General features: G+C 68.4%; 15 protein-coding genes and 2 pseudogenes. 7 read left to right on the forward strand and 10 right to left on the reverse strand.

Annotation, left to right across the window (positions count from 1 at the left end; genetic code table 11):
- Positions 1-126: 126 nt before the first annotated feature.
- Positions 127-589 (forward strand): annotated as a pseudogene (locus tag IEY95_RS03420) (histidine kinase); the annotation flags it as partial.
- Positions 590-1,113: 524 nt separating this feature from the next.
- Here IEY95_RS03420 and IEY95_RS03425 read toward each other — a convergent pair.
- The 4 genes from IEY95_RS03425 to IEY95_RS03440 form a co-directional block, all read right to left on the reverse strand.
- Positions 1,114-1,533 carry a hypothetical protein gene (locus IEY95_RS03425; RefSeq protein ID WP_189184291.1) on the reverse strand — a complete coding sequence of 140 codons (420 nt, stop codon included), beginning with the start codon at positions 1,531-1,533 and terminating at the stop codon, positions 1,114-1,116.
- A gap of 26 nt (positions 1,534-1,559) precedes the next feature.
- Positions 1,560-1,901, reverse strand: a complete 342-nt coding sequence (locus IEY95_RS03430) for a hypothetical protein (protein WP_189184292.1) — start codon at positions 1,899-1,901, stop codon at positions 1,560-1,562.
- 10 nt (positions 1,902-1,911) lie between these two features.
- On the reverse strand, positions 1,912-2,124 hold the full coding sequence (locus IEY95_RS03435) for a hypothetical protein (protein ID WP_189184293.1): 213 nt from the start codon (positions 2,122-2,124) through the stop codon (positions 1,912-1,914).
- A gap of 184 nt (positions 2,125-2,308) precedes the next feature.
- On the reverse strand, positions 2,309-2,527 hold the full coding sequence (locus IEY95_RS03440) for a helix-turn-helix domain-containing protein (RefSeq protein WP_189184294.1): 219 nt from the start codon (positions 2,525-2,527) through the stop codon (positions 2,309-2,311).
- Positions 2,528-2,628: 101 nt separating this feature from the next.
- On the opposite strand from IEY95_RS03440, the gene IEY95_RS50095 reads away from it, so the two are divergent.
- From IEY95_RS50095 to IEY95_RS03450, 3 genes and pseudogenes are all read left to right on the forward strand, one after another.
- Positions 2,629-2,760 (forward strand): hypothetical protein, encoded by a 132-nt coding sequence (locus tag IEY95_RS50095; protein ID WP_268240408.1) that lies wholly within the window; start codon positions 2,629-2,631, stop codon positions 2,758-2,760.
- 1,469 nt (positions 2,761-4,229) lie between these two features.
- Positions 4,230-4,361 (forward strand): annotated as a pseudogene (locus tag IEY95_RS50100) (amidase family protein); the annotation flags it as partial.
- 310 nt (positions 4,362-4,671) lie between these two features.
- The gene (locus IEY95_RS03450) at positions 4,672-5,028 is read left to right on the forward strand and encodes a flavodoxin family protein (protein ID WP_229702571.1); all 357 of its coding nucleotides are present in this window, start codon (positions 4,672-4,674) and stop codon (positions 5,026-5,028) included.
- An 80-nt stretch (positions 5,029-5,108) separates the two neighbouring features.
- On the opposite strand, the gene IEY95_RS03455 is transcribed toward IEY95_RS03450, so the two are convergent.
- Positions 5,109-5,780, reverse strand: a complete 672-nt coding sequence (locus tag IEY95_RS03455; protein WP_189184630.1) for a response regulator — start codon at positions 5,778-5,780, stop codon at positions 5,109-5,111.
- Positions 5,755-6,930, reverse strand: coding sequence for a sensor histidine kinase (locus tag IEY95_RS03460; RefSeq protein WP_189184295.1), 1,176 nt, complete (start codon positions 6,928-6,930; stop codon positions 5,755-5,757). The genes IEY95_RS03455 and IEY95_RS03460 overlap by 26 nt, the downstream gene beginning before the upstream one ends.
- A gap of 336 nt (positions 6,931-7,266) precedes the next feature.
- On the opposite strand from IEY95_RS03460, the gene IEY95_RS03465 reads away from it, so the two are divergent.
- Positions 7,267-9,447, forward strand: a complete 2,181-nt coding sequence (locus IEY95_RS03465) for an MMPL family transporter (protein ID WP_189184296.1) — start codon at positions 7,267-7,269, stop codon at positions 9,445-9,447.
- Between the two features lie 663 nt (positions 9,448-10,110).
- A complete protein-coding gene (locus tag IEY95_RS03470; RefSeq protein WP_229702537.1) occupies positions 10,111-11,472 on the forward strand; it encodes a X2-like carbohydrate binding domain-containing protein in 1,362 nt (453 codons plus the stop codon).
- Positions 11,473-11,745: 273 nt separating this feature from the next.
- Here IEY95_RS03470 and IEY95_RS03480 read toward each other — a convergent pair whose 3' ends face one another.
- Positions 11,746-13,290, reverse strand: coding sequence for a non-reducing end alpha-L-arabinofuranosidase family hydrolase (locus IEY95_RS03480; RefSeq protein ID WP_229702538.1), 1,545 nt, complete (start codon positions 13,288-13,290; stop codon positions 11,746-11,748).
- 109 nt (positions 13,291-13,399) lie between these two features.
- Positions 13,400-14,839 (reverse strand): RICIN domain-containing protein, encoded by a 1,440-nt coding sequence (locus IEY95_RS03485; RefSeq protein WP_189184298.1) that lies wholly within the window; start codon positions 14,837-14,839, stop codon positions 13,400-13,402.
- Positions 14,840-15,180: 341 nt separating this feature from the next.
- Here IEY95_RS03485 and IEY95_RS03490 point away from each other — a divergent pair, with 341 nt between their 5' ends.
- The gene (locus IEY95_RS03490) at positions 15,181-17,523 is read left to right on the forward strand and encodes an alpha-L-fucosidase (protein WP_229702539.1); all 2,343 of its coding nucleotides are present in this window, start codon (positions 15,181-15,183) and stop codon (positions 17,521-17,523) included.
- Positions 17,524-17,992: 469 nt separating this feature from the next.
- Here IEY95_RS03490 and IEY95_RS03495 read toward each other — a convergent pair whose 3' ends face one another.
- Entirely contained in the window at positions 17,993-18,715 is a 723-nt protein-coding gene (locus IEY95_RS03495; protein WP_189184299.1) for a FadR/GntR family transcriptional regulator, read from the reverse strand.
- Entirely contained in the window at positions 18,706-19,719 is a 1,014-nt protein-coding gene (locus IEY95_RS03500) for an aldo/keto reductase (protein ID WP_189184300.1), read from the reverse strand. The genes IEY95_RS03495 and IEY95_RS03500 overlap by 10 nt, the downstream gene beginning before the upstream one ends.
- Positions 19,720-19,735: the final 16 nt, after the last annotated feature.

A 19,735-nucleotide genomic window follows, 5' to 3' on the forward strand; every position in this document is an offset into this window, starting at 1 on the left:
GTATCGAGCACTGTCCAACCAGATCGAGCTGGTCGACATGTCGCCTCCGGCACTGCGCCGCCGTATGGCGCACGGCGGCATTTACAAGCCGGACAAGGTGGACGCGGCCCTGTCGAACTACTTCCAAGCGACGTGGCGCCGTGGACATGCGCGGGCCGGGTGGGCCTGGAACGCGAGCTGGAGCGGCCGGAAGACGCAGACGTGGACGTACCGGTCGGAGACCACGTGGCGCTCGCGCTGACCGGCCGCGTGCTGCCGGCCGAGGACCGCCGCATCCTCGCCGCGTTCGCCGCCCAGGCGGCGGTCGTCCTGGACCGCCAGCGCCTGCAGTCCGAGGCCGACCAGGCCGAGGAACTGGCCGGGGGCAACCTCATCCGCACCGCCCTGCCGGCCGCCGTCAGCCACGACCGGCGCACGCCACTCGCCGGGATCAAGGCATCGGTCTCCTCGCGGCCATCGAGGAGGGCGCCGACCGCCTCGAACACCTGGTAGACAACCGCCTCGATATGTCCCGCCACCAGACCGGCACCGGCACCCCGCTGATCCGCGAAGTGGACCCGACGAGGTAGCCCCCGTGGCCCTCGGCGGCACCCTCAACGCCGAGGACACGCCCGGCGGCGGCCTCACAGTGGTTCTCACGCTGCCGTTGGCCAACGGTCGCGCGTCGACGGTTCAGCGGGACCTGCCGACCGCGGCGACTTCATAGCCGAGGCGGAAGAGGGTCGGCGCAGGCGATTCGCCGACCGGGACAGGCCACCACGGCAGTGGACGTCTGCCTGGCCATGCGCCCGTGGAGGCGACGGCGATCGTCTCACCAACTGGAAGGAGCAGCCCGCCGATCAGCGCTGCGAGTCGTCGGCGTGCCGTTCCGCCACCGCGCAGCGCCGAGGTCACTCAGCGGGCCGGCAACAGCGTCTGGGTTCTCCTGCCCTGGTACGCACAATGCCTCTGCGACTGGTAGTCCATCAACAACCGCCGCTTCGAACACTGTTGCGCGCGTACGACCGGCCTCCCGAGGCGGATGAGCAGCCTTCGGGGGCGAAAGAGTCACGACCCTGATGACTGCTCCTCCGCACCGCTCACTCAGCGGCTTTCATTCATGGCCGGATCTCTTCAGGAATGGTCTGTCTCCTCAGGCACGGGAATAGCCTGCCGCCAACAGGTGGAAGAGTCGATCTTCGGTGCCAGACGGCAGAGCCATCGTGCCGTGGCCTCGGCGTCGTCCCGCACGGAGACAGCGATCAGGCTGAAAGGAGCCGTGGGCCACAGTTCGATGCACACCACGGGCCTGCCGGGCCGTACCGCCACGAAATCCTTTCCGCCGTGGTGGCCCCGCGTGCCGATGCACAGCGCACCGGGAATCCAGACGCCGCGCTGAGCGACTCCGCGCAGGGCGCGCCACCAGTCGGATTCCACCGTCACCCGGCACACCGCCGCCAATAGCACGCGCACTGTGCCGCGGCCTGCGGCCGCCTTCTCCCACCACGACAGACGTACGACGAGGTCGTCGCCCTTGACGAGGATCCGCGCCATCGTTATTCCCTCTCCTCCATACTCCCTCAGGCTTCACCGCGGGGCCATAAGCGGGGACGTCCTGTCGGCACCGGATGGGAGGCACCCCAAATGCGGTCGGCGCCCCACGGCATTTTGCCGGTGACGGGGAAGGCCGAGTGACGGTAGCGGAAAGCGGGCTCGGCGAGGAAGCCGGAGACGGTGGTGTCGGCTGCGGCCACGAGAGGGCTGGCGGTCATGGCCTCGGGCACTGGGACGCCCCGCAGGAGTACTTGGAGCGTGGCCTGCCCGCTCTCCGCAGTCGCTGAGGCGATCACGAACCAGCCGATGAGTACGAGCCAGGTGCCGCTGAACACGGCCCCGAGGAAGACCACGCACAGGCCCAGCACGCCGCTGACGTCACCGGGCGCAGCCGACGTCCAGCACTTCGATCACGTCACCGTGGCTGGTGTAGACAAGCCAGCACCATTCACCGAATACTGCGGCCAGCTCCGGGGCCTGTAGATTCGGGGCCCGGGTCACAGCAGTGATGAGCGTGATGATCTCCTCATGCACCTCGTCCGGGACGCCGAACAGCACGTTGGCAGCCTGTTGGATCAGTTCGACTTTCATTTCGCACCCCGCGGACCGCAGGAGCAGCAAGGTAGGGCAGCTGTGTACTCCACCCGTGCCTGTGGACGACTACGACCAGACTCCGTCATCGGTAGCAAGCGTCGCAAGGTGTTGGGGTCCCGGTAGTACTCGCTGCGAAACAACGGATACCGCTGACCAGCAGGGATGCGGCTTGGATCACTGATCAGCCTTCGTGGCTGGTGCTCTCGCGGTGCTTGCGTAGCTCTCGGTACAGCCTGGAGCGGCTGACGCCGAGCTCTGCGGCGACCTGTTCGGGGATAGCGCCGTCTTTGATCCGCTGGGCGGCTCCGGCGCGGGTAGTCGCGTTGAGCTTCGCGGGCCGTCCGGTCGGCAGTCCGCGGGCTTCCTTGGCAGCACGGGCGCCGGCGGCACGCCGCAGCATGTAGATCCGGCGGCCATCCCGAGCGGTGGCGAGGGACCCTCATCACCGACGATCCCAAAGAGGCCGCCGAGTACGTCGCCGCCCTCGTCGTCACCGACCTGGTGACCGAGTGGGAGGTGCGCGGCACCGGGCAGAGGCACGTACGCGTGATTGTCTGGGAGGACGAGGAAGGCGACGGCCCCGAGGACGCGGCCTTCACCGTGGAGATCCAGCCCGACATCGATGCAGACTGACCGATCCGGCCGCAGGGAACAGGCTCGGTGCTCTTCGGTTCCGCGGAGCGCAGGCGCGGCGGAACCTTCGCGCCGCGGTCAGGCCCGCGCGAAGGCTCCGAGGGCAAAACAGTCCCCGGTAGTGCTGCGCGTGTCCTGAAGCCTCAGTCGTCACTGTTGCCTCGGTATCGCGCCGGCTTGCCGGGGGCCTGAACCACATCCTGTCCAAGTCACTCCGCCGACTAGACGTCCTCACCGACTTTGTGGCTCTTTCGGTGTTGTGGTCTAGTCACCACACTGCACGAGATATGCCACGAGTCAATAGGATTTGGGTAAATTTTTCAGCATTCAGTGGGTGAAGGCGCAGGGCGGCGAGGACTCGGAGACCGGGGCGCACGAGGGCCCGAAGCGGGTGCGTCCCCGGCGGCCCGTTCCTCGCTCGCCCGGCAGGCGAGGCACACGAGCTGGGCGTCGCGTCCGTATAGGCAGGTCGGCCCCTGGCAGCGGGAGCATGGGTCTCTACCGCCCGATCGTATCCGCGATGCGCGGCAGTCAGATCACCCATGTCGGGAGCATTGTCTCCGGTCGGGTACCTACAGGACGGAGAAGGGACCAAAATGCAAAGTAGACCTCTACAGGCAGGGCAGCAAGTCAGGATCCCGCCGAAGCCTGGGCGTGTGCTGCCCGTTCTTCTCCCACAGCGAAGGAACCCCTCAGCTTAGCCCTGGGGCTCGCCATGAATGGCTGCGTGTGGCGTGGTCGGCGCGGTGGACTGGCCAGAGAGAGGCAGCATCGGCGGCACGCGGTGATCGCTACAAGGCGAAGAAGCCGAGGCTGGTGGCGCCGCTGCCGTCAGCTCGGGTTGCTCCAGCGGCGTCGGGGGAAGGCGTCGCCGGTCGGCCAGTGCTCGGGCAGACCGAGTGCGGTGTGGATCGGGCATACTGCGGGCCCGCGTTCGACCTGGACCTCGACCAACCGTACGGTGGCCCAGGTAGGGAGGATAGGGGCCGGAAGCGACTTGGGGTCGGGGCTTTGCCAGAGGACGGGGGCACGCGCCCCCGCAGCGTCAGCGGCGACGAGGACGCGCTGGAGCGAGCCCTCGCCAGTAATGCGACGCAACCTTACTCCGGCCCGCCGATAGACGCCGTCCCACGTACGCCTGCGTCGCCCCACCAAGATCCGGACCATACGTGGGCCGGAGCCTGCCAACTCCCCTATCGACGGTGCATACATACAGGTCAGAGGCATGAAACCGCTGTACCACCAGCAGACGAAGAACATTCTTTGTTCTTACAGTCCTCGGAAGCTCGGCTTCTTCTAGAGCCTCAAGTCGGTTGCCTGGGGGCTCTCTTGCACTCCAGGCAACCCGACAGACTGGCTGCACTTAGCGACCAGAGCAGAACTTTGCGCCACTGCGCGGGCTCCACGATGGCCGCCTTACCCCCCACCCCGGCCCCGATGGCAGCCCGGTCACGGTGGACGGGCAGCCGGTGAAGGAACCCGACTACGACTTCCACTGCTTCACCGAACCCCCGAGCCACGCCGGTCATCCGGCCCTCACCGTGCCCTGCGGGTTGACGAAAGAGGGTCTGCCCATCGGGCTCCAGGTCATCGGGCCGCACCACGCCGACGCCGTCCTGAGCGCGGCCGCCGTCTACGAGGCCGCGGGGTGGCACAGGCATCGACCTCGCAGTGTTCTAGAACCATGTGCCGAGGGTGATTCGGGCTGCGGGCCGGTACAGCGATCTGCGGCAGCATGCGGGCAATTCGGGGCAGGTAGCAGCAGACCCAGGGATGGGATGGCACGGCCGTTCGCCTCGGACGATCCCGTACGGAGGCACACGTCTTCCTCCGCCCACACACAGCGGGCTTTCCGGTGCCAGGCCAGGCAGCCATACCCCCGCAATCCCCTTTTCGGGGAGCACCACCAGCATGTCCGGTTCCGACCGTCCCACCGTCGCCGTCGCCTTCGCCTTCCATTCCGGCCACGGCCACACCGCCGTCCTCGCCGAGGCCGTGGCTCGCGGCGCGGTGGACGCCGGCGCCGAGGTGACCTCCGTAGCCGTTGACGCGATCACCGAGGAACATTGGGCATCGTGTCCGCTGCCTGCCACGACTTTGCCGATGCCGAGGCCCGCGGCAAGCGCTGGTACGCCCGGCTACTTCGTCGGCGCCGGCGCCCGGACCCCGGTCGATACAGGCCCGGAGGCCGTCCACAACTCCGACGTCGCCCACCGCCGAGGGCCTTGGCGCACGCGTCGCACGTCAGGCCGCGTTCTTCCGCGCTGACCGCACCGAACTCGCGGCCTGAGAGACTAGTGGTCGAGCAAGGCAGACAGCGCGACGGACCAGCGACGGCAGCCGGGGATTCAGCGCGTGAGCCAACCGGGGCTGACCATGCGGTACTCATAGGCCATGACCACGACTTGAGACCTGTCCCGGGCGCCGAGTTTGGCCATGATGCGGCTGACATGAGTCTTCGCGGTGAGAGGCGAGACCACCAGTCGTGCGGCGATTTCGTTGTTGGTGCATCCAGCGGCGATCAGCCGCATGACCTCGCGTTCGCGGCGGGTCAGGGCACCGAGGCGGTGGTCGGGCTCCCGGGTGTTGTCCGGGCGGTTGGCGAATTCGGCGATGAGCCGGCGGGTGACGGAGGGGCTGATGAGCGCGTCGCCCCGCGCAGCGACGCGCACCGCGTGCAGGAGTTCTGCCGGCTCGGTGTCTTTGACAAGGAACCCCGTGGCGCCCGCGCGCAGCGCCTCGTACACGTAGTCGTCGAGGTCGAAGGTCGTCAGCATGACCACCTTGACCGCCGCCAGTTGCTCATCGGCCGCGATGCGACGGGCGGCTTCGAGCCCGTCCATGACTGGCATGCGGATGTCCATCAGCACGATGTCGGGTTGCAGTTCGCGGCAGGCCGCGAGGGCGACCTGACCATCGGCGGCCTCGGCGACCACCTGCAGGTCGTCCTCGTCGTCGAGGATGCCGCGGATCCCCGCCCGCACGAGGCGCTGGTCATCCGCCAGCAGGATCCTGATCATCAGTTGCTCCGCCGATCGGCTCGTGGTGGTCTGAGAACGGTAGCCGGGCCAGAACGCCGAATCCGCCCGCGCTGCCACGCTCGACGCTCAGGGTTCCGCCCAGAGCATGCGCCCGCTCCGTCATGCCCGCGATCCCGCTGCCTTCCCCGTCCGCGGCTCGGGCCGCGCCCTGGCCGTCGTCTTCGACGCTGAGCGCAAGTTCCCTGTCCCCGTGGTGGATCCGGACGACGACGTGCTCGGCACCGCTGTGCTTGACGGCGTTGGTCAGTGATTCCTGCACGATGCGATAGGCGGCGAAGTCCACCGCTGCCGGCAGCGTGAAGGGTGCTCCGGTCTGCTGGATGCGTACATCCAGGCCGGCTCGGGCTGCTGAGGAGACCAGCTCGTCGACCCTGGACAGCCCCGGCGAGGGAGCGGTGGGAGCCTGTTCGTCGACCTGCCGCAGTACGCCGAGGGTGGCACGGAGCTCCTGCAGGCCTTCCTTGCTGCCCTGCTTGATTGCAGCGAGCGCTTCCTGCGCCTGGCCTGGGTCCTTCTGGATCCGGTGCAGGGCGGAAGAGGCCTGGACGTGGATCATCGACATGTTGTGGCCGATCACGTCGTGCAGTTCCCGGGCGATACGCAGCCGTTCCTGCGTGGCCCGCAGCCTCGCCTCCTCCTTGGCGTAGGCGACCCGGCCGTGGCGCATCGCGCCCAGCGCCACCACCGCGACCAGCCAGCCGGTCAGCATGAAGACGGCCGTACCGCTCACGTCTCCGGTACCGGCCAGAGCTCCAGCGCCAACCCCGACGATCATCACCGCGGCCATGGCGACCGATGCGTGGATGCGTCCTTGCGCCGCCAGCGTGTACAGCGCGGCGATCGGGATCACGACGAGCGGACCGTCGACCGAACTCAGCAGGTAGTAGACACCCGTGCCGAGGACGGTGAACCAACCCACCGCCACCGGGTGGCTGCGACGCAGCGGCAGCGGCACACACACCGCCACCGCAAGGAGCCAGGAGACGACCACCGACGTGGACGCGTCCCAGTCCGAGCCCAGTCGCTGCCCCTCGGCCACGCCTGTCAGAACCAGCACGAGCGCGGCAAGCATCATGTCGGCACGGGGCCCTGTGGGCAGGCGGAAGCGGGTTACGTCGAGGTGTGGCATTGCTTCATTCTGCCTGTGGCGCGGTCGAGCCCGGGGATCTGAATCCCCATGTGCGTCCAGGTGCGTGCTGGAGATGTACGCGGCGCCCGGGACGTACATCTGATGGTGTACGGCACGGCCCTTGCCTCCCGCCGATGGTGCAAGCCGACTGTCAGCCGTGGGCCGACGCCCGCGCCCGGGATGCGCGAGCACGATCGAGGGCATGTCGTCGTCCCCCACTCCCACCCGGCCCGGTGCCGCCATCGCCCGCGCACTCGTGGCCGGTGCTGTCGCCGGAACGGCCGTGGGCGTGGCGGTGACCCCAGGCAACACTCGCTCGAATCCGAGGTAGGCATCATGTCTTCCCCCCGCGGCTCCGCCGCGCCCCTCGCCCCGCCCCAGCCACAGGGCGGAACCGCGCCGCCCGGACGGTTCGGTGCCCTGGCCGGCTGGGCACAACGTCGTCGCTGGGCCGCCCTCGTGCTCTGGGTGGCCGTCGTGGCCGCCATCACGCTGGGCTCCACGGCGGCCGGCTCCGCGTACCAGAACGACTTCTCGCTGCCGGGCACCGATTCCCAGGCGGCCACCGACCTGTTCAAGAAGCACGGCAGTGACCAGGCGGGCGACAGCGTCGACATCGTCTTCAAGGACACCGCCGGCATCGAGAGCGCCCGACCCGTCGTCGAGCCGATGCTGGCCGAAGTGAAACACATGGCGGGGGTCGCCGACGTACGCAGCCCGTTCGCCGATACCTCGGCGGTGTCCAAGGACGGCACGATCGCCTACGCTTCCGTCACCCTGGAGGGCAAGACGGAAGACGTCCCCAAGGAAGACATCGCCAAGATCATCGACATCGCGCAGGGCATCGCGACCGAGCACCTCCAGGTCGAGGTGGGGGGCGAGGCCGCACGCAACGCGGAGGACAAGTCGGGCCCGACCGCCGAGCTCACCGGGATCGCGGCCGCCCTTGTCATCCTGGTGTTGCTGTTCGGCTCACTGCTTGCGGCCTCACTGCCGCTGATCACCGCGCTGTTCGCCGTCGGCGGCGCCATCGGTCTGATCGCCCTGGCCTCGCACGTCTTCACCGTCGCCGACTTCACCCCGCCCATCCTGATGCTCGTCGGCCTCGGCGTCGGCGTCGACTACGCCCTGCTCATCTTCTACCGCTACCGCCATGAGCTCCTGACCGGGGACCGGCCCGCGGAAGCCGGACGCAGGGCCCTCGACTCCGCCGGCCGCACGGTCTTCTTCGCCGGCTGCACCGTCATCGTCGCCCTGCTGGGCCTGGTCGCCCTCGGCCTCGGCTCGTTGCAGGGCATCGCCCTCGCGGTGGCCGTCACCGTCCTGATCACCATGGCCGCTTCCCTGGTGCTGCTGCCCGCCCTGCTGGCACTGTTCGGCAGGCGCATCCAACGCCATGTGCTCAAGCAGCAGGCCAAGGCCACCGAGAAGGGCAGGACCGAAGGCAACCGCTGGCGCGCCATGGCACGCGCCGTGCAGCGCCGCCCGCTCCCCACTCTGGTCGTCGGCGTGATCGCGCTCCTGGCCCTGTCCGCACCGGCGCTGGGCACCCGCCTGGGCTTCGCCGACTCCGGCAACGACCCCGAGGAGACCACCTCCCGACACGCGTACGACCTGCTCGCCGAAGGATTCGGCCCCGGCTTCAACGGTCCCCTCATCGTCCTGGTGAAGGGCGATCAGCAAGCCGGTAGGACCGTCCAGGAAAAGCTCGCCGCCACCGACGGCGTCGCCGAGGCCAGCCCCGTCATGCCCTCCGCGGACGGCGCCCTGACCACGGTCTTCGTCTACCCGACAACCGCACCCCAGGACGAGGGGACCGCGGACCTGGTCCACCACCTGCGCGACGACGTGGCCCCGCCCCTGGAACGGGCCACCGGCGCCGAGGTGTTGGTCGGCGGTGCCACGGCTGCCTCCCAGGACGTCTCGGAGGCACTCGCGAACCGGCTGCCCCTGTTCGTCGCCGTCGTCGTCGGCGTCTCCTCCCTGCTGCTCCTGCTGGTCTTCCGGTCCGTCTGGATCCCCGTCAAGGCCGCCCTACTGAATCTGCTGTCCATCTCCGCGGCGCTTGGTGTGATCACTCTGGTCTTCCAGCACGGCTGGTTCGGAGCGCAGCCGGGCCCCATCGAGGCGTTCATCCCGGCGCTGGTCTTCGCGATCGTCTTCGGGCTCTCCATGGACTACGAGGTCTTTCTCATCTCACGCATCCACGAAGAATGGACACGCACCAAAGACCCTTCGCAGTCCGTACGCGAGGGACTGGCTTCCACCGGCAAGGTCATCACCGCCGCCGCGGCCATCATGATGTTCGTCTTCGGGGCGTTCGTCCTCAGCTCCGACCGGATGCTCCAGCAGTTCGGGCTCGGTCTGGCCGTCGCCATCCTCCTCGACGCCGTGGTCATCCGGTGCCTCATCGTCCCCGCCGTCATGCAGATGCTCGGCAAGTGGGCCTGGTGGCTCCCCGCACCGCTGGCCCGGAGACTGCCCAAGGTGTCCATCGAACGCCCTGAGCGCAGCTGACCTCGCCCGGACGGAGCACGGGCTTCTCGAACCGCGACCGGTTCGAGAAGCCCGTGCCCAGTTCCCTGCGCTCCTTCATCGAACCGGTTCGCTACCGCATTCACCACGCCCACCAGGCAGAACGGCACGCGTTGCCCACCACCGCCTCCCACCCCGCGGCACAGGCCGTGGCGAGGCGGTGCTTGCGCCAGGGTGCGGTCGCCGACCGCAACGGCCTTCCCAGGTCCCCCGATCCACGGATGTCGGAGGTATTGACGCGTCTCGCTTCCCCATTTAGCGTCTGCCCGACTTCACGAACACCGTTCGATATTTCGGACAGCTCCCCCCGCTGCACAGGTAATCGGGGCCCCCGGGCCCGAACAAGACAGAAGCAAAAGCCGCACGGGAACAGGACGCCGAAGCGGCACAGGTGAAGCACCACCTCACGGGCGCCTGAACGCCGCGGAACGCCCTGCTCCTGCCGCACCCTGTCCACCCGCGCCCGGACGGGCCAACCCAACCACGACCGCCCCACTCGAACGACAACCGTGACGCGGCCCTTCCATGTCGCGCTCCAGCCGCGTCCATCCCGCCACAACGAGACCGAGCCAACCCCACCCCCCACCACTCCACCGCGCCCCTCGTCACCCGATGGTGGCGTGCGAAGGACGACAGGAGATGTACATGTCCGCGCTGCGCGCACGGCTGGCGGCGATATTGCTCGCCGCGTGCCTCCTCTTCACCGGCCAGGCCCTGACCACCCCGCAACATGCCGCCGCCGCCGATCCCGGCTACCTGATGGTGCACTTCACCGGGGACGGGTCGAACGGTCAGCAGATCTACTTCTCGCACAGCACGGACGGCCTGAACTGGAGCGACTTCAACGGCGGCGGGATAGCCCTGCGCTCCACGGTCGGCACACGCGGAGTACGCGACCCTGCACTGGTGCGCTCCCCCGACGGAAGCCGGTACTGGATCATCGCGACCGACCTGTGCATCGGCTGCGGGCAGAACTGGGACCAGGCCGTGAACAACGCCAGCCGCAACATCGTGGTGTGGGAGTCGACTGACCTGGTCACCTGGTCGCAGCCGTGGCTGCTCAACGTCGCAGCCGCGATCCCCGACGGGCGCAACGCATGGGCACCGGAGGCGATCTGGAACCCGGAGACCAACGACTACGTCCTGTACTGGGCGACGAACGCGACCCTCAACGGCGTACTCAAGCACCGCATCTACTACGCCCGCACCACCGACTTCCACACCATCACCACCCCGCAGGTGTACATCGACCGCCCCGGCACCCAGGGCATCATCGACACCCAGATCGTCGGGGTACCGGCCGGAGCAGGCAACTACCGCTACGTACGGGCCTCCGGCGACGGCCAGATCACGCTCGAAGGCAGCAACTCGATCCTCGGTACGTGGACCAACCTCGGCAACCTCTCCGGCATCGGCCTGACCGGCTCGCAGGTCGAACCCCGGTCCGGGTCCGTCCCGGACCGGACACTGACCCTGAACCCGAACGGCACGACCTTCAAGGGGCTCAAGGCAGGCAGTGCCACGCTGGCCGAGGGCAGGGACTACACCCTCTCCGGCAACCGGCTGACGCTGAAGGCCGCCACGCTCACCAGGCTGGCAGGCGACCGCGCCTACGGAGTCCGCACGACACTCCAGGCCGAGTTCTCCAAGGGTGTGCCCTGGCAGATCAAGGTGATCTCGAACAGCACGCCCGTACTCTCGAACGCCACTGGAACGACCGGCTCCTTGCGCATCCCCACCCAGTTCCGGGGCGACCTGTTGGCGACGATGGAGTCCAAGTATGCCGAGGGCGGCAACGCCGGACCGCTCGACTGGACTCCGTACCAGCAGTTCACCAAGGCCTTCTCGCCGAGCTACACCGGCAACGGCATCTCGCTCACGCATGATTTCCTCGACTCGCTTCGCGACGGCGCACGGGTGAACCTCACCTTCCATTTCTGGAGCGGTGCCAAGGTGACGTACCACGTGACCAAGTCCGGTGGCGCGGTGATCGGTACGACGTCCTGAACCACCCCTCGATGCAAGGGCGCCCGAAGGACCTGAGGCCGCTGACCGGCTTCCGGCCCTTCGGGTACGACCGGTGGCTGACTGGTGCGTCCGGCTGCACCTCTCACTGCCGGACGAGGAAGCGGAAGGGGTCTGCATGCGGGCTCTGATCTCCGCCGTCCTGGCCATGGCCTGAGGGCGCCCGCGACCGGCGGAGACGCGCAGACAGCACGTCACCCCGCCGGGCGAGTTGCCCGGCGGGGCGACGTGGATGACCGGTGACGGTTCAGGCGGTCAGCAGGTGGAGTTGGTCTGGGTGAGCAGGCCCATCCGCCAGGGCAGCGAGTTGTAGTCACCGCCGGCGTTGGGGTCCACGCCTTGGTAGACGTACTGCATATGGCAGGGGTCGATGGGGAGGGTCTGGTCGTTGCCGGCGCGGACCATCTCGCCGTGGCTGATGTCCTGGGTCCAGGCGCCGCCCGGGAAGGTGACGTTGCTGCGGCCGGCGAAGGGTTCGTCCCACGTGTCGGCGAGGGGGGTCCAGCCGCCGGTGAGGCTGCTCGAGGTGAAGGAACGGAAGTAGCGCCGGCCTGTGGAGTTGCCGATGGCCTCCTGAAGGAGCAGGTACTGGTTGCTGCCGGCGACCTTGTACACGTTGGTCGCCTCGAACAGGTTGTTCTTGGTGTCCGACATCACCATCTGCGTGTTCCCGAAACCGTTCGGGAAGTTGGCCAGGCTGGTATCGGCACGGTAGAGGTGGCCGTTGTCGTCACTGAAGAACAGGTGGCAGTTTGCCGTGTCGCAGATGACCCAGAAGTCGATCCAGGTGCCGTTGCCCTTGTTCTGGGTGACGATCGGCGGCTCCTGGGCGATGAAGGTGCGCGGCGAGGACCACGACTTCGGGTCGGCGGGGTTGGTGCTGGTGGAGTAGGTGGGCGCAGGGGTCTGGTAGACCATGTACCACAGGTTCTGTGGCGCGAAGTAGAACACCTGGGGCGCGGCCCGGTAGCCCGGTCCCATCGGCGACTGGTCCAGGTACGAGTGTGGTGCCGATGCGGCCTGTGACCAGTCACTGAAGCTGAACTGCTCCAGTCCGTAACCGAAGTTCGGGCCCACGGCCGAGGCGTAGACCACCCACTGGCCGTTGTTGCGGATCACCGAGAAGTCCTTGATGGCCACGGTGCTGTGCTGGGCATCCGGCTTCGGACCGGCCAGGACGCCGCTGGAGGACCACCGGAAGGTCGACGGCAGTGCGCCGCTGCCGCTGGAGCCGACGCGGACCAGTTGCCACTGCTGGTTGGCCCCGCCCCAGTCGGTGAACTGTACGACCTTGGCACCGTCCGCCGTCGAGGCGTTGTCCACCTCGACGGCCTTGCCGCTGTTGCGGTTGAGCAGACGGACGTAACCGTCCGACGAATCAGCCAGCCGGAACTGCTGGTTCGTGCCGTTGGCATCGCTCCACTGCGCGATGTCCGCATGATCGGCCGTGGAGTAGTTGAGCACATCCAGCACCTTGCCCGAGTGCTGCGCCTTCAGCCGGTAGTAGCCGCCGCCCGAGTCGACAAACTGGAAGTGCTGGTTGGCGCCGCCGGTTTGGGGCCACTGCGTGAGACTCGCCCCGTCGGCAGTGCTCGCATTCGCCACGTCGAGCGCCTTGCCGCTGCCACGGTTGACCAGCACGTACCACGCGCTCGTGTCCACGGTGGCCGCCTGCGCCGTCCCGGCGGCGCCCAACCCGGTCAGCAACGTTGCCATCAGGGCGGTCACCGCGGCGAGCACGGCCGTTCGCCTCCCGCGTCGCCACCACGGGACCCTGCATGCCGTACGCATGCCCGTCATCTGTGTCTCCTTCACTGCGTGCGGCTGCCTCGCCGCTGTGGGGGGGCGCGCCCCGGGCGGGGCCGGGGCACGCTGCAGTTGGAATCGCTGGTCGGCGTCCCGCCCCGTCTCACACCGCGGGTCGCTGGAACTGCTGGTTGGTGCCGGTACCGCAGGGCCACTGGATGAGGCGGGCGCCGTCGGCGGTCGAGGCGTTCGCGACGTCAAGGCACTTGCCGCTGTGCCGGGCGACCAGGCGGTAGTAGCCGCCTCCCTGGTCGTCGAACCGCCACTGCTGGTTGGTGCCCGTCGTGCAGTGGTACTGGTTCACGAACGCACCGTCGGCGGTGGAGCCCCCGTCGACATCCAGGCACTTGCCGCTGTGCTGGGCGAGCACCCGGACGTAGCCGCCGCCCGCGTCCTGCAGCCGCCACTGCTGGTTGAGGCCGCCGTTGCAGGTGTACTGCAGCGCGTTGGCGCCGTCGGCGGCCGAGTTGTCGGTGACGTCGAGGCACTTGCCGCTGTGCCGGGCGACCAGGTTGTAGTAGGGGCCGCCGCCCACTCCGGTGACCGTGCCGGCGGCCGTGTCGATGGCCACCTGCGGGTACCACGGCAGGTTCATGGTGGTCCGGGTCGGGAAGGTCAGCGGCAGCCATACGTACTGGGAGTCGTTGACCGTGCCGCCCATGGAGTTGCCCCAGCGGTCGCCCATGTAGAGGTAGGAGGTGCCCGAGGTGCCCTGCACGGGCAGCACGTACGCCGTCTGGGAGCCGTAGGCGGTGGCGTCGCCGATCTCGGTCATGGGGGTCCAGGGACCGGTCAGGCTGGTGGCGGTGGCGTACCTCTGCTGGTTGGGGTTCCAGCCGCTGGTGCCGGACGTGAGCATGAAGTAGACGCCGTCGCGCTTGAACAGCGCGGGTGATTCACGGAAGTTGTTCGGCCACGGGTTGGCGACCAGGCTGTCGTAGCCGGTGTAGTCGGCGGTGAGCTTGTAGATGTGCAGGTCGGCGTTGCCGGCCGCGGAAGTGACCTGGTACGCGGTTCCGTCGTCGTCCTTGAACAGGGTCATGTCCCGGGACGTCGTACCGGACGGCGGCCGGAAGCTGCCCCGCCAGGCGTAGTCGCCGTCGACGGTGTCGGAGACGGCCACCGCGGAACGGGACTCGTTGTAGTCCTTGCCGTTCTCCTTGTGCATCCACATCACGAACTTGCCGGTCGTGGTGTTGTAAATGACTTTCGGCCGCTCGATGTTGGCGACCGCCAGCTCGGGAGCGCTGCTCTGGGTCAGCACATTGCGCCTGAACTCCCAGGTCTTCAGGTCGGTCGAGCGGTAGGCGGACACGGCCTTGAAGGTGTTGTCCGGGTTGCGGTTCTCACCGAACCAGTAGTAGTACGCGCCCACCTTGATCACCCCGCCGCCGTGGGCATGCACCACGGCTCCCGTGGTGTCGGTGAACTGCGTCCCGTTGGTCACGGTGACCGGGGCGGCCTGGGCCGGGGCGCCGGCGACGAGCAGCGTGAACACGCCCAGGACAAGAGCGAGAAGAGGGGGGAACACACGTCTGAGCATCGGTACTCCGCTCCGAGCGGCCGGCAACTTGTTGTTGGAATCTGTTCGGATCCGTCGCAGGACACTAAGTACTGGGCATGCCCTCGTCAATAGCTACCGCACGGTAAATACATCCCATGTCGAGAGTTCGACAGCCCCGCAGGTGACACGTGAAAACCCTGACAAGATTGGGTAGTTACGTCTGATCTCTGGACAACAACCCGTTCGATACCCGGTAATACATCCAATGTTCTCTTGCGTCGCGGCATGGGCTCCATCACCGGGACGCCCCTCGACCCGCTCGCTTCGAACCTGAAACGGCACACCGCCCGTGCTGTTCTGTGAACAGTCAGGAGAGATCCTTGCCCGAACCGATCAGTCGCCGCAGAGTGCTGACCGGCATGAGCGCCATGACCGTTGCCGCAGTCGTCTCACCGGCGCTGGCGGCCCCCGCCCACGCCGCCTCCACCCCACAGCCCCTCCCCCTCCTCCCGCTGCGGGTCCCCCAACCGGACCTGGGCATCGAGCAGCAGTCCGACGAGAAGATCCGGTGGCTGCAGGACGCCAAGCTCGGCATGTTCATCCACTGGGGGGTCTACTCCGGCCCCGCCAGGGGCGAGTGGTACATGGAGAACTCCGCCGCCCCGCCGGAGACCTACCGCAAGTACTTCACCGACACGACCGGCGAGCAGTTCACGGCGAGCGCCTACAAACCTGCCGACTGGGCCCAGTTGGCCAAGGACATGGGCGCGAAGTACACCGTCCTGACGACTCGTCACCACGAGGGTTTCGCCCTGTGGCCGTCCAACCACCCGAACGCCTTCCACGCCGGACAGGCTCCGATGCGGCGGGACCTGATCGGCGAGTACGTCACCGCCGTACGCGACGCCGGCCTCAGGGTCGGGCTCTACTACTCCCCCATGAGCTGGCGCTACCCCGGCTACTACGACGTGACCGGCACCAACTGCCTGCCCAACAAGTGGGGTTACACCACCGATCCCGCGCACAAGGAGAACGCGCGGATCATGAAGAACGAGGTGTACCAACAGGTCAAGGAGCTGATGACCCAGTACGGCAAGATCGACGACATCTACTGGGACGGCGGCTGGCTGGGCCAGCACGGCTCCGACTCGGACTCCGCCTTCTTCTGGGAACCCGGCAAGCTCCGCGACACCGCCAACCAGTGGCCGGTGGACTCCGCCTACAGCGAGACCGACTCCGCCACCGGCCGCCCCCTCGGTGTGATGGGCCTGGTCCGCAAGCATCAGCCCGACATCGTGGTCAACCCGCGCTCCGGCTGGATGGGCGACTACACCAGCGAGGAAGGCGGCGCGATCCCCACCGGTGCCATGCGTACCGGCCGTCTGACGGAGAAGAACTTCACCATCTGCGGATCCTGGGGCTACAGAGCCGGCGCGCCCGTGATGAGCTTCGGCACCATCATGGACATCCTGGTCAACTCCTGGGTGCGCAACATGGTGTGCCTCCTCAACGTCGGCCCCGACCGCACCGGCGTCGTCCCCGCCGACCAGGCCGCCGTGGTGCGCAGGGTCGGCTCCTTCCTCTCCACCTGCGGCCAGGCCGTCTACGGCACGCGCGGCGGGCCGTGGGAACCAGTGGACGGCCGGTACGGTTACACGTACAAGGACAACACCTTCTACGTCCACCTGCTGCCCGGCTACAGCGGCACCTCCTTCACCACCCCGTCCACCGGAGACGCCAAGGTCACCCGCGTCTTCGAGGTCGCCACGGGCACCGACCTGTCGTACACCGTCGGCTCGGACGGCAGGGTGACGATCACCGGCGTCAACCGCACCCGCATCCCCGAGGACAGCGTCATCGGGGTCACGCTCGACCGTTCCGTGCAGCCGGCCGACATCGCCGTCGGCAAGACGGCCACGGCCGGCAGCGAGGAGACCTCCAAGGGCAACACCGCCGCCAAGGCCTTCGACGGCTCCACCGCCACCCGCTGGAGCGCGAGCAACGGCGACACGGGGCAGTGGCTCAAGGTGGACCTGGGGTCGGTGAGGTCGCTGACCGGAACCCGAATCGCCTGGGAGTCCCCGGGCACGAACTACCGCTACCGGATCGAGGGTTCCACCGACAACGCCGGCTGGACAACCCTGGCCGACCTGACCGCCACCACCAGCACCAGTCAGGTGCAGGTCTCGGTCTTCCGGGCGCAGGCACGGTATGTGCGGGTGACGGTCACCGGGCTGCCCTCGGGTGTCTGGGCGTCGGTCCGCAACCTGGAGGTCTACGACCGGCCCTTCAGCGCGGACGTCGGCACCGTCCGGCTGGTGAACCGCAAGAGCGGCAAGGTACTGGACGTCAGCGGCGCCTCGACCGCCGACGGGGGCGCCGTCATCCAGTGGCCGTGGGGCGGCGGTACCAACCAGCAGTGGAAACTGCTGCCCAACGCCGACGGATCCTACCGGCTGTCCAACGTCCGCAGCGGCAAGGTCCTTCAGAGCCCGGGCGGCTCGGCCAAGGGGGACGGACTGAGCCAGTGGACCGACGACGGCGGCGACAACCAGTCGTGGAAGCTGGTGCCCTCTCAGACCAGCGGTTACCACCAGCTCGTCAACGTCCGCAACGGTTGGTGCGCCGACGTCAAGGACGCCTCCACCGCAGACGGCGCCTCGGTCATCCAGTGGCCCGCCACCGGCGGCCCCAACCAGGACTGGCAGATCCTCGCGCTTTGACAACGCCGGGCGGGGGCCGTACCGCGTGACGGCGCGGTCCCCGCTCGTACTCCGCTCCGGCCGGCGCACCCCGTCCAGCGTCACGTGCGCCACGACGGCCACGGTCAGCGGCGGCGGCCTGCTGAATCTGCGCGGCACCTACTCTGCCGGTCAGCGGGCGTCCGGCCGTATGCAGCGGTGACCACCACGGCAACGGTCACGCGCGAAGTCCGCGTCGGCGATGGTCCGTCGCCCGCCACCGGCGCGACCTGACCTCTGGACAGCGCGATGACGTCGAACCCGTATCCGCCGATCGCGTCGCCCGAACCACCGCCGCGCGCACGGAGGCGTCGTCGGAGACGTCGGCGGTGAAGCCCCGTAGCGGCTCTTTCAGCGATGCGGGGTCGAGCTCTGACCGCCGGATGACCTCCGCTCCCGGGACCTCGGCCTTTCCGCCCTCCGGTCCCGGGAGAGCATCGGCGCCCGCCCGTCACTTCCCCGCTGTCGTCCCGAAGGGGAGCGGTTCGCCCGAGCGCAGGTGTTCCCGCAGCCACTGCTCGGTGTTGCTCACGTGCAGCAGTGCCGCTGCCTGGCTGAGGGTGGCGTCACGGGTGGACAGGGCGTTGAAGATGGCCTCGTGCTCGGCGAGAGTGCGGCCCGCCGCCTTGTCGTCGACCAGACCGCGCCAGATACGGGCGCGCAGGGTGCGGCCGGAGATCCCTTCCAGGAGGGTGAGGAGGGTCTCGTTGCCTGTGGCCGAGACGACGGCGCGGTGGAAGGCGGCGTCGTGGGCGTTGAGCCGTTCGACGTCGTCGCGGGCCTCGCGCATGGCGTCCAGGTGCTGCTTCACCTCGGCCAGTTGCTCATCAGAAATCCGCGTGGCGGCAAGGGCCGTGGCCATGGGTTCGAGGAGCCGCCGTACCTCCATGAGGTCCTGCAGGGCGACCGAGTCGCCCTGCAGCAGCTCCACCGCACCGCCGAGCCCCTCCAGGAGCAGGCTCGGCTGGAGGCTGGTCACATACGTGCCGTCCCCCCGGCGGACCTCCAGGACCCGCGCGACGGCCAGCGCCTTGACCGCCTCTCGGGCGAGGTTGCGGGACAGGCCCAGCTGCGCGGCCAGGTCCGGCTCCGGTGGGAGCTTCGAGCCCGGAGGAAGGGCACCGGTCCGGATCAGCTCACGGATCTGCTCGATGGCCTTGTCCGTCAGAGACACCGCACATCCCTCCCTCCACCGTGCCCCGCGAGCACGTCCGCCCTGATCAGCCCCTGCGCGCTCAGATCGTCCCAGAGGCCGTCCGGGACGTGCTGATCATGGAGTTCCACGTTTCGTCCGACCTGTTGCGGAGTCCGCATGCCGAGGGTGACGTTGATGATACTGGGATGGGTGTACGGGAAGGCGATCGCGGCGGCGGGCAGGCTGGTCCCGTGTTCCGCGCAGACCTCGGCGATCGCCCGGGCACGGGCGACCAGAGCCGGCGGGGCGTCCTGGTAGTCGTACTTCATGCCCTCGGCGGGCCGGTCACGGGAGAGCAGTCCCGAGTTGAACACGCCCACCGCCACCACGCTCTTGCCGAGGTCCCGCGCGGCGGGCAGGACGTCGTCCAGCGCCGACTGGTCCAGGAGCGTGTAGCGCCCGGCCAGCATCACCACGTCGGCGGCGGTCTCGCGCAGGAAGCGGGCGAGCATCGCCGACTGGTTCATGCCGGCGCCGATCGCGCCGATCGCACCCTGGTCGCGCAACTCCGCGAGCGTGGGCATGGCCTCCTCCGCCGCCTGCCGCCAGTGGTCGTCCGGATCGTGCAGGTAGACGATGTCCAGCCGGTCCAGGCCGGTGCGCTGCAGCGTGTCCTCGATGGAGCGCAGTACGCCGTCGCGGCTGAAGTCCCACTGTCTGCGCAGGTCGTCCCGTACGACGAAACCCTCGGCGTCGACTCCGCGTGACTCCTCGTTGGGCACCAGCAGCCTGCCGACCTTGGAGGAGATGACGTACTCGTCGCGCGGACGGTCTCGCAGCGCAGCGCCCAGACGGCGCTCGGAGAGGCCGAGCCCGTAGTGCGGGGCGGTGTCGAAATACCGCAGGCCGGCCTCCCAGGCCGCGTCGACGGCGGCGGTCGCGTCGTCGACGGGGGTGACGCGGTAGAGGTTGCCGATCACGGAGGCCCCGAAGCCGAGCTCGGTGAGCGAGACGGACGTGTTCTGGATCTTCCGCTGGTACAAGTCGTGCTCCTGGGGT

This window comes from Streptomyces albiflavescens, assembly GCF_014645835.1.
In the GTDB taxonomy this organism is placed as follows: Bacteria; Actinomycetota; Actinomycetes; order Streptomycetales; family Streptomycetaceae; genus Streptomyces; species Streptomyces albiflavescens.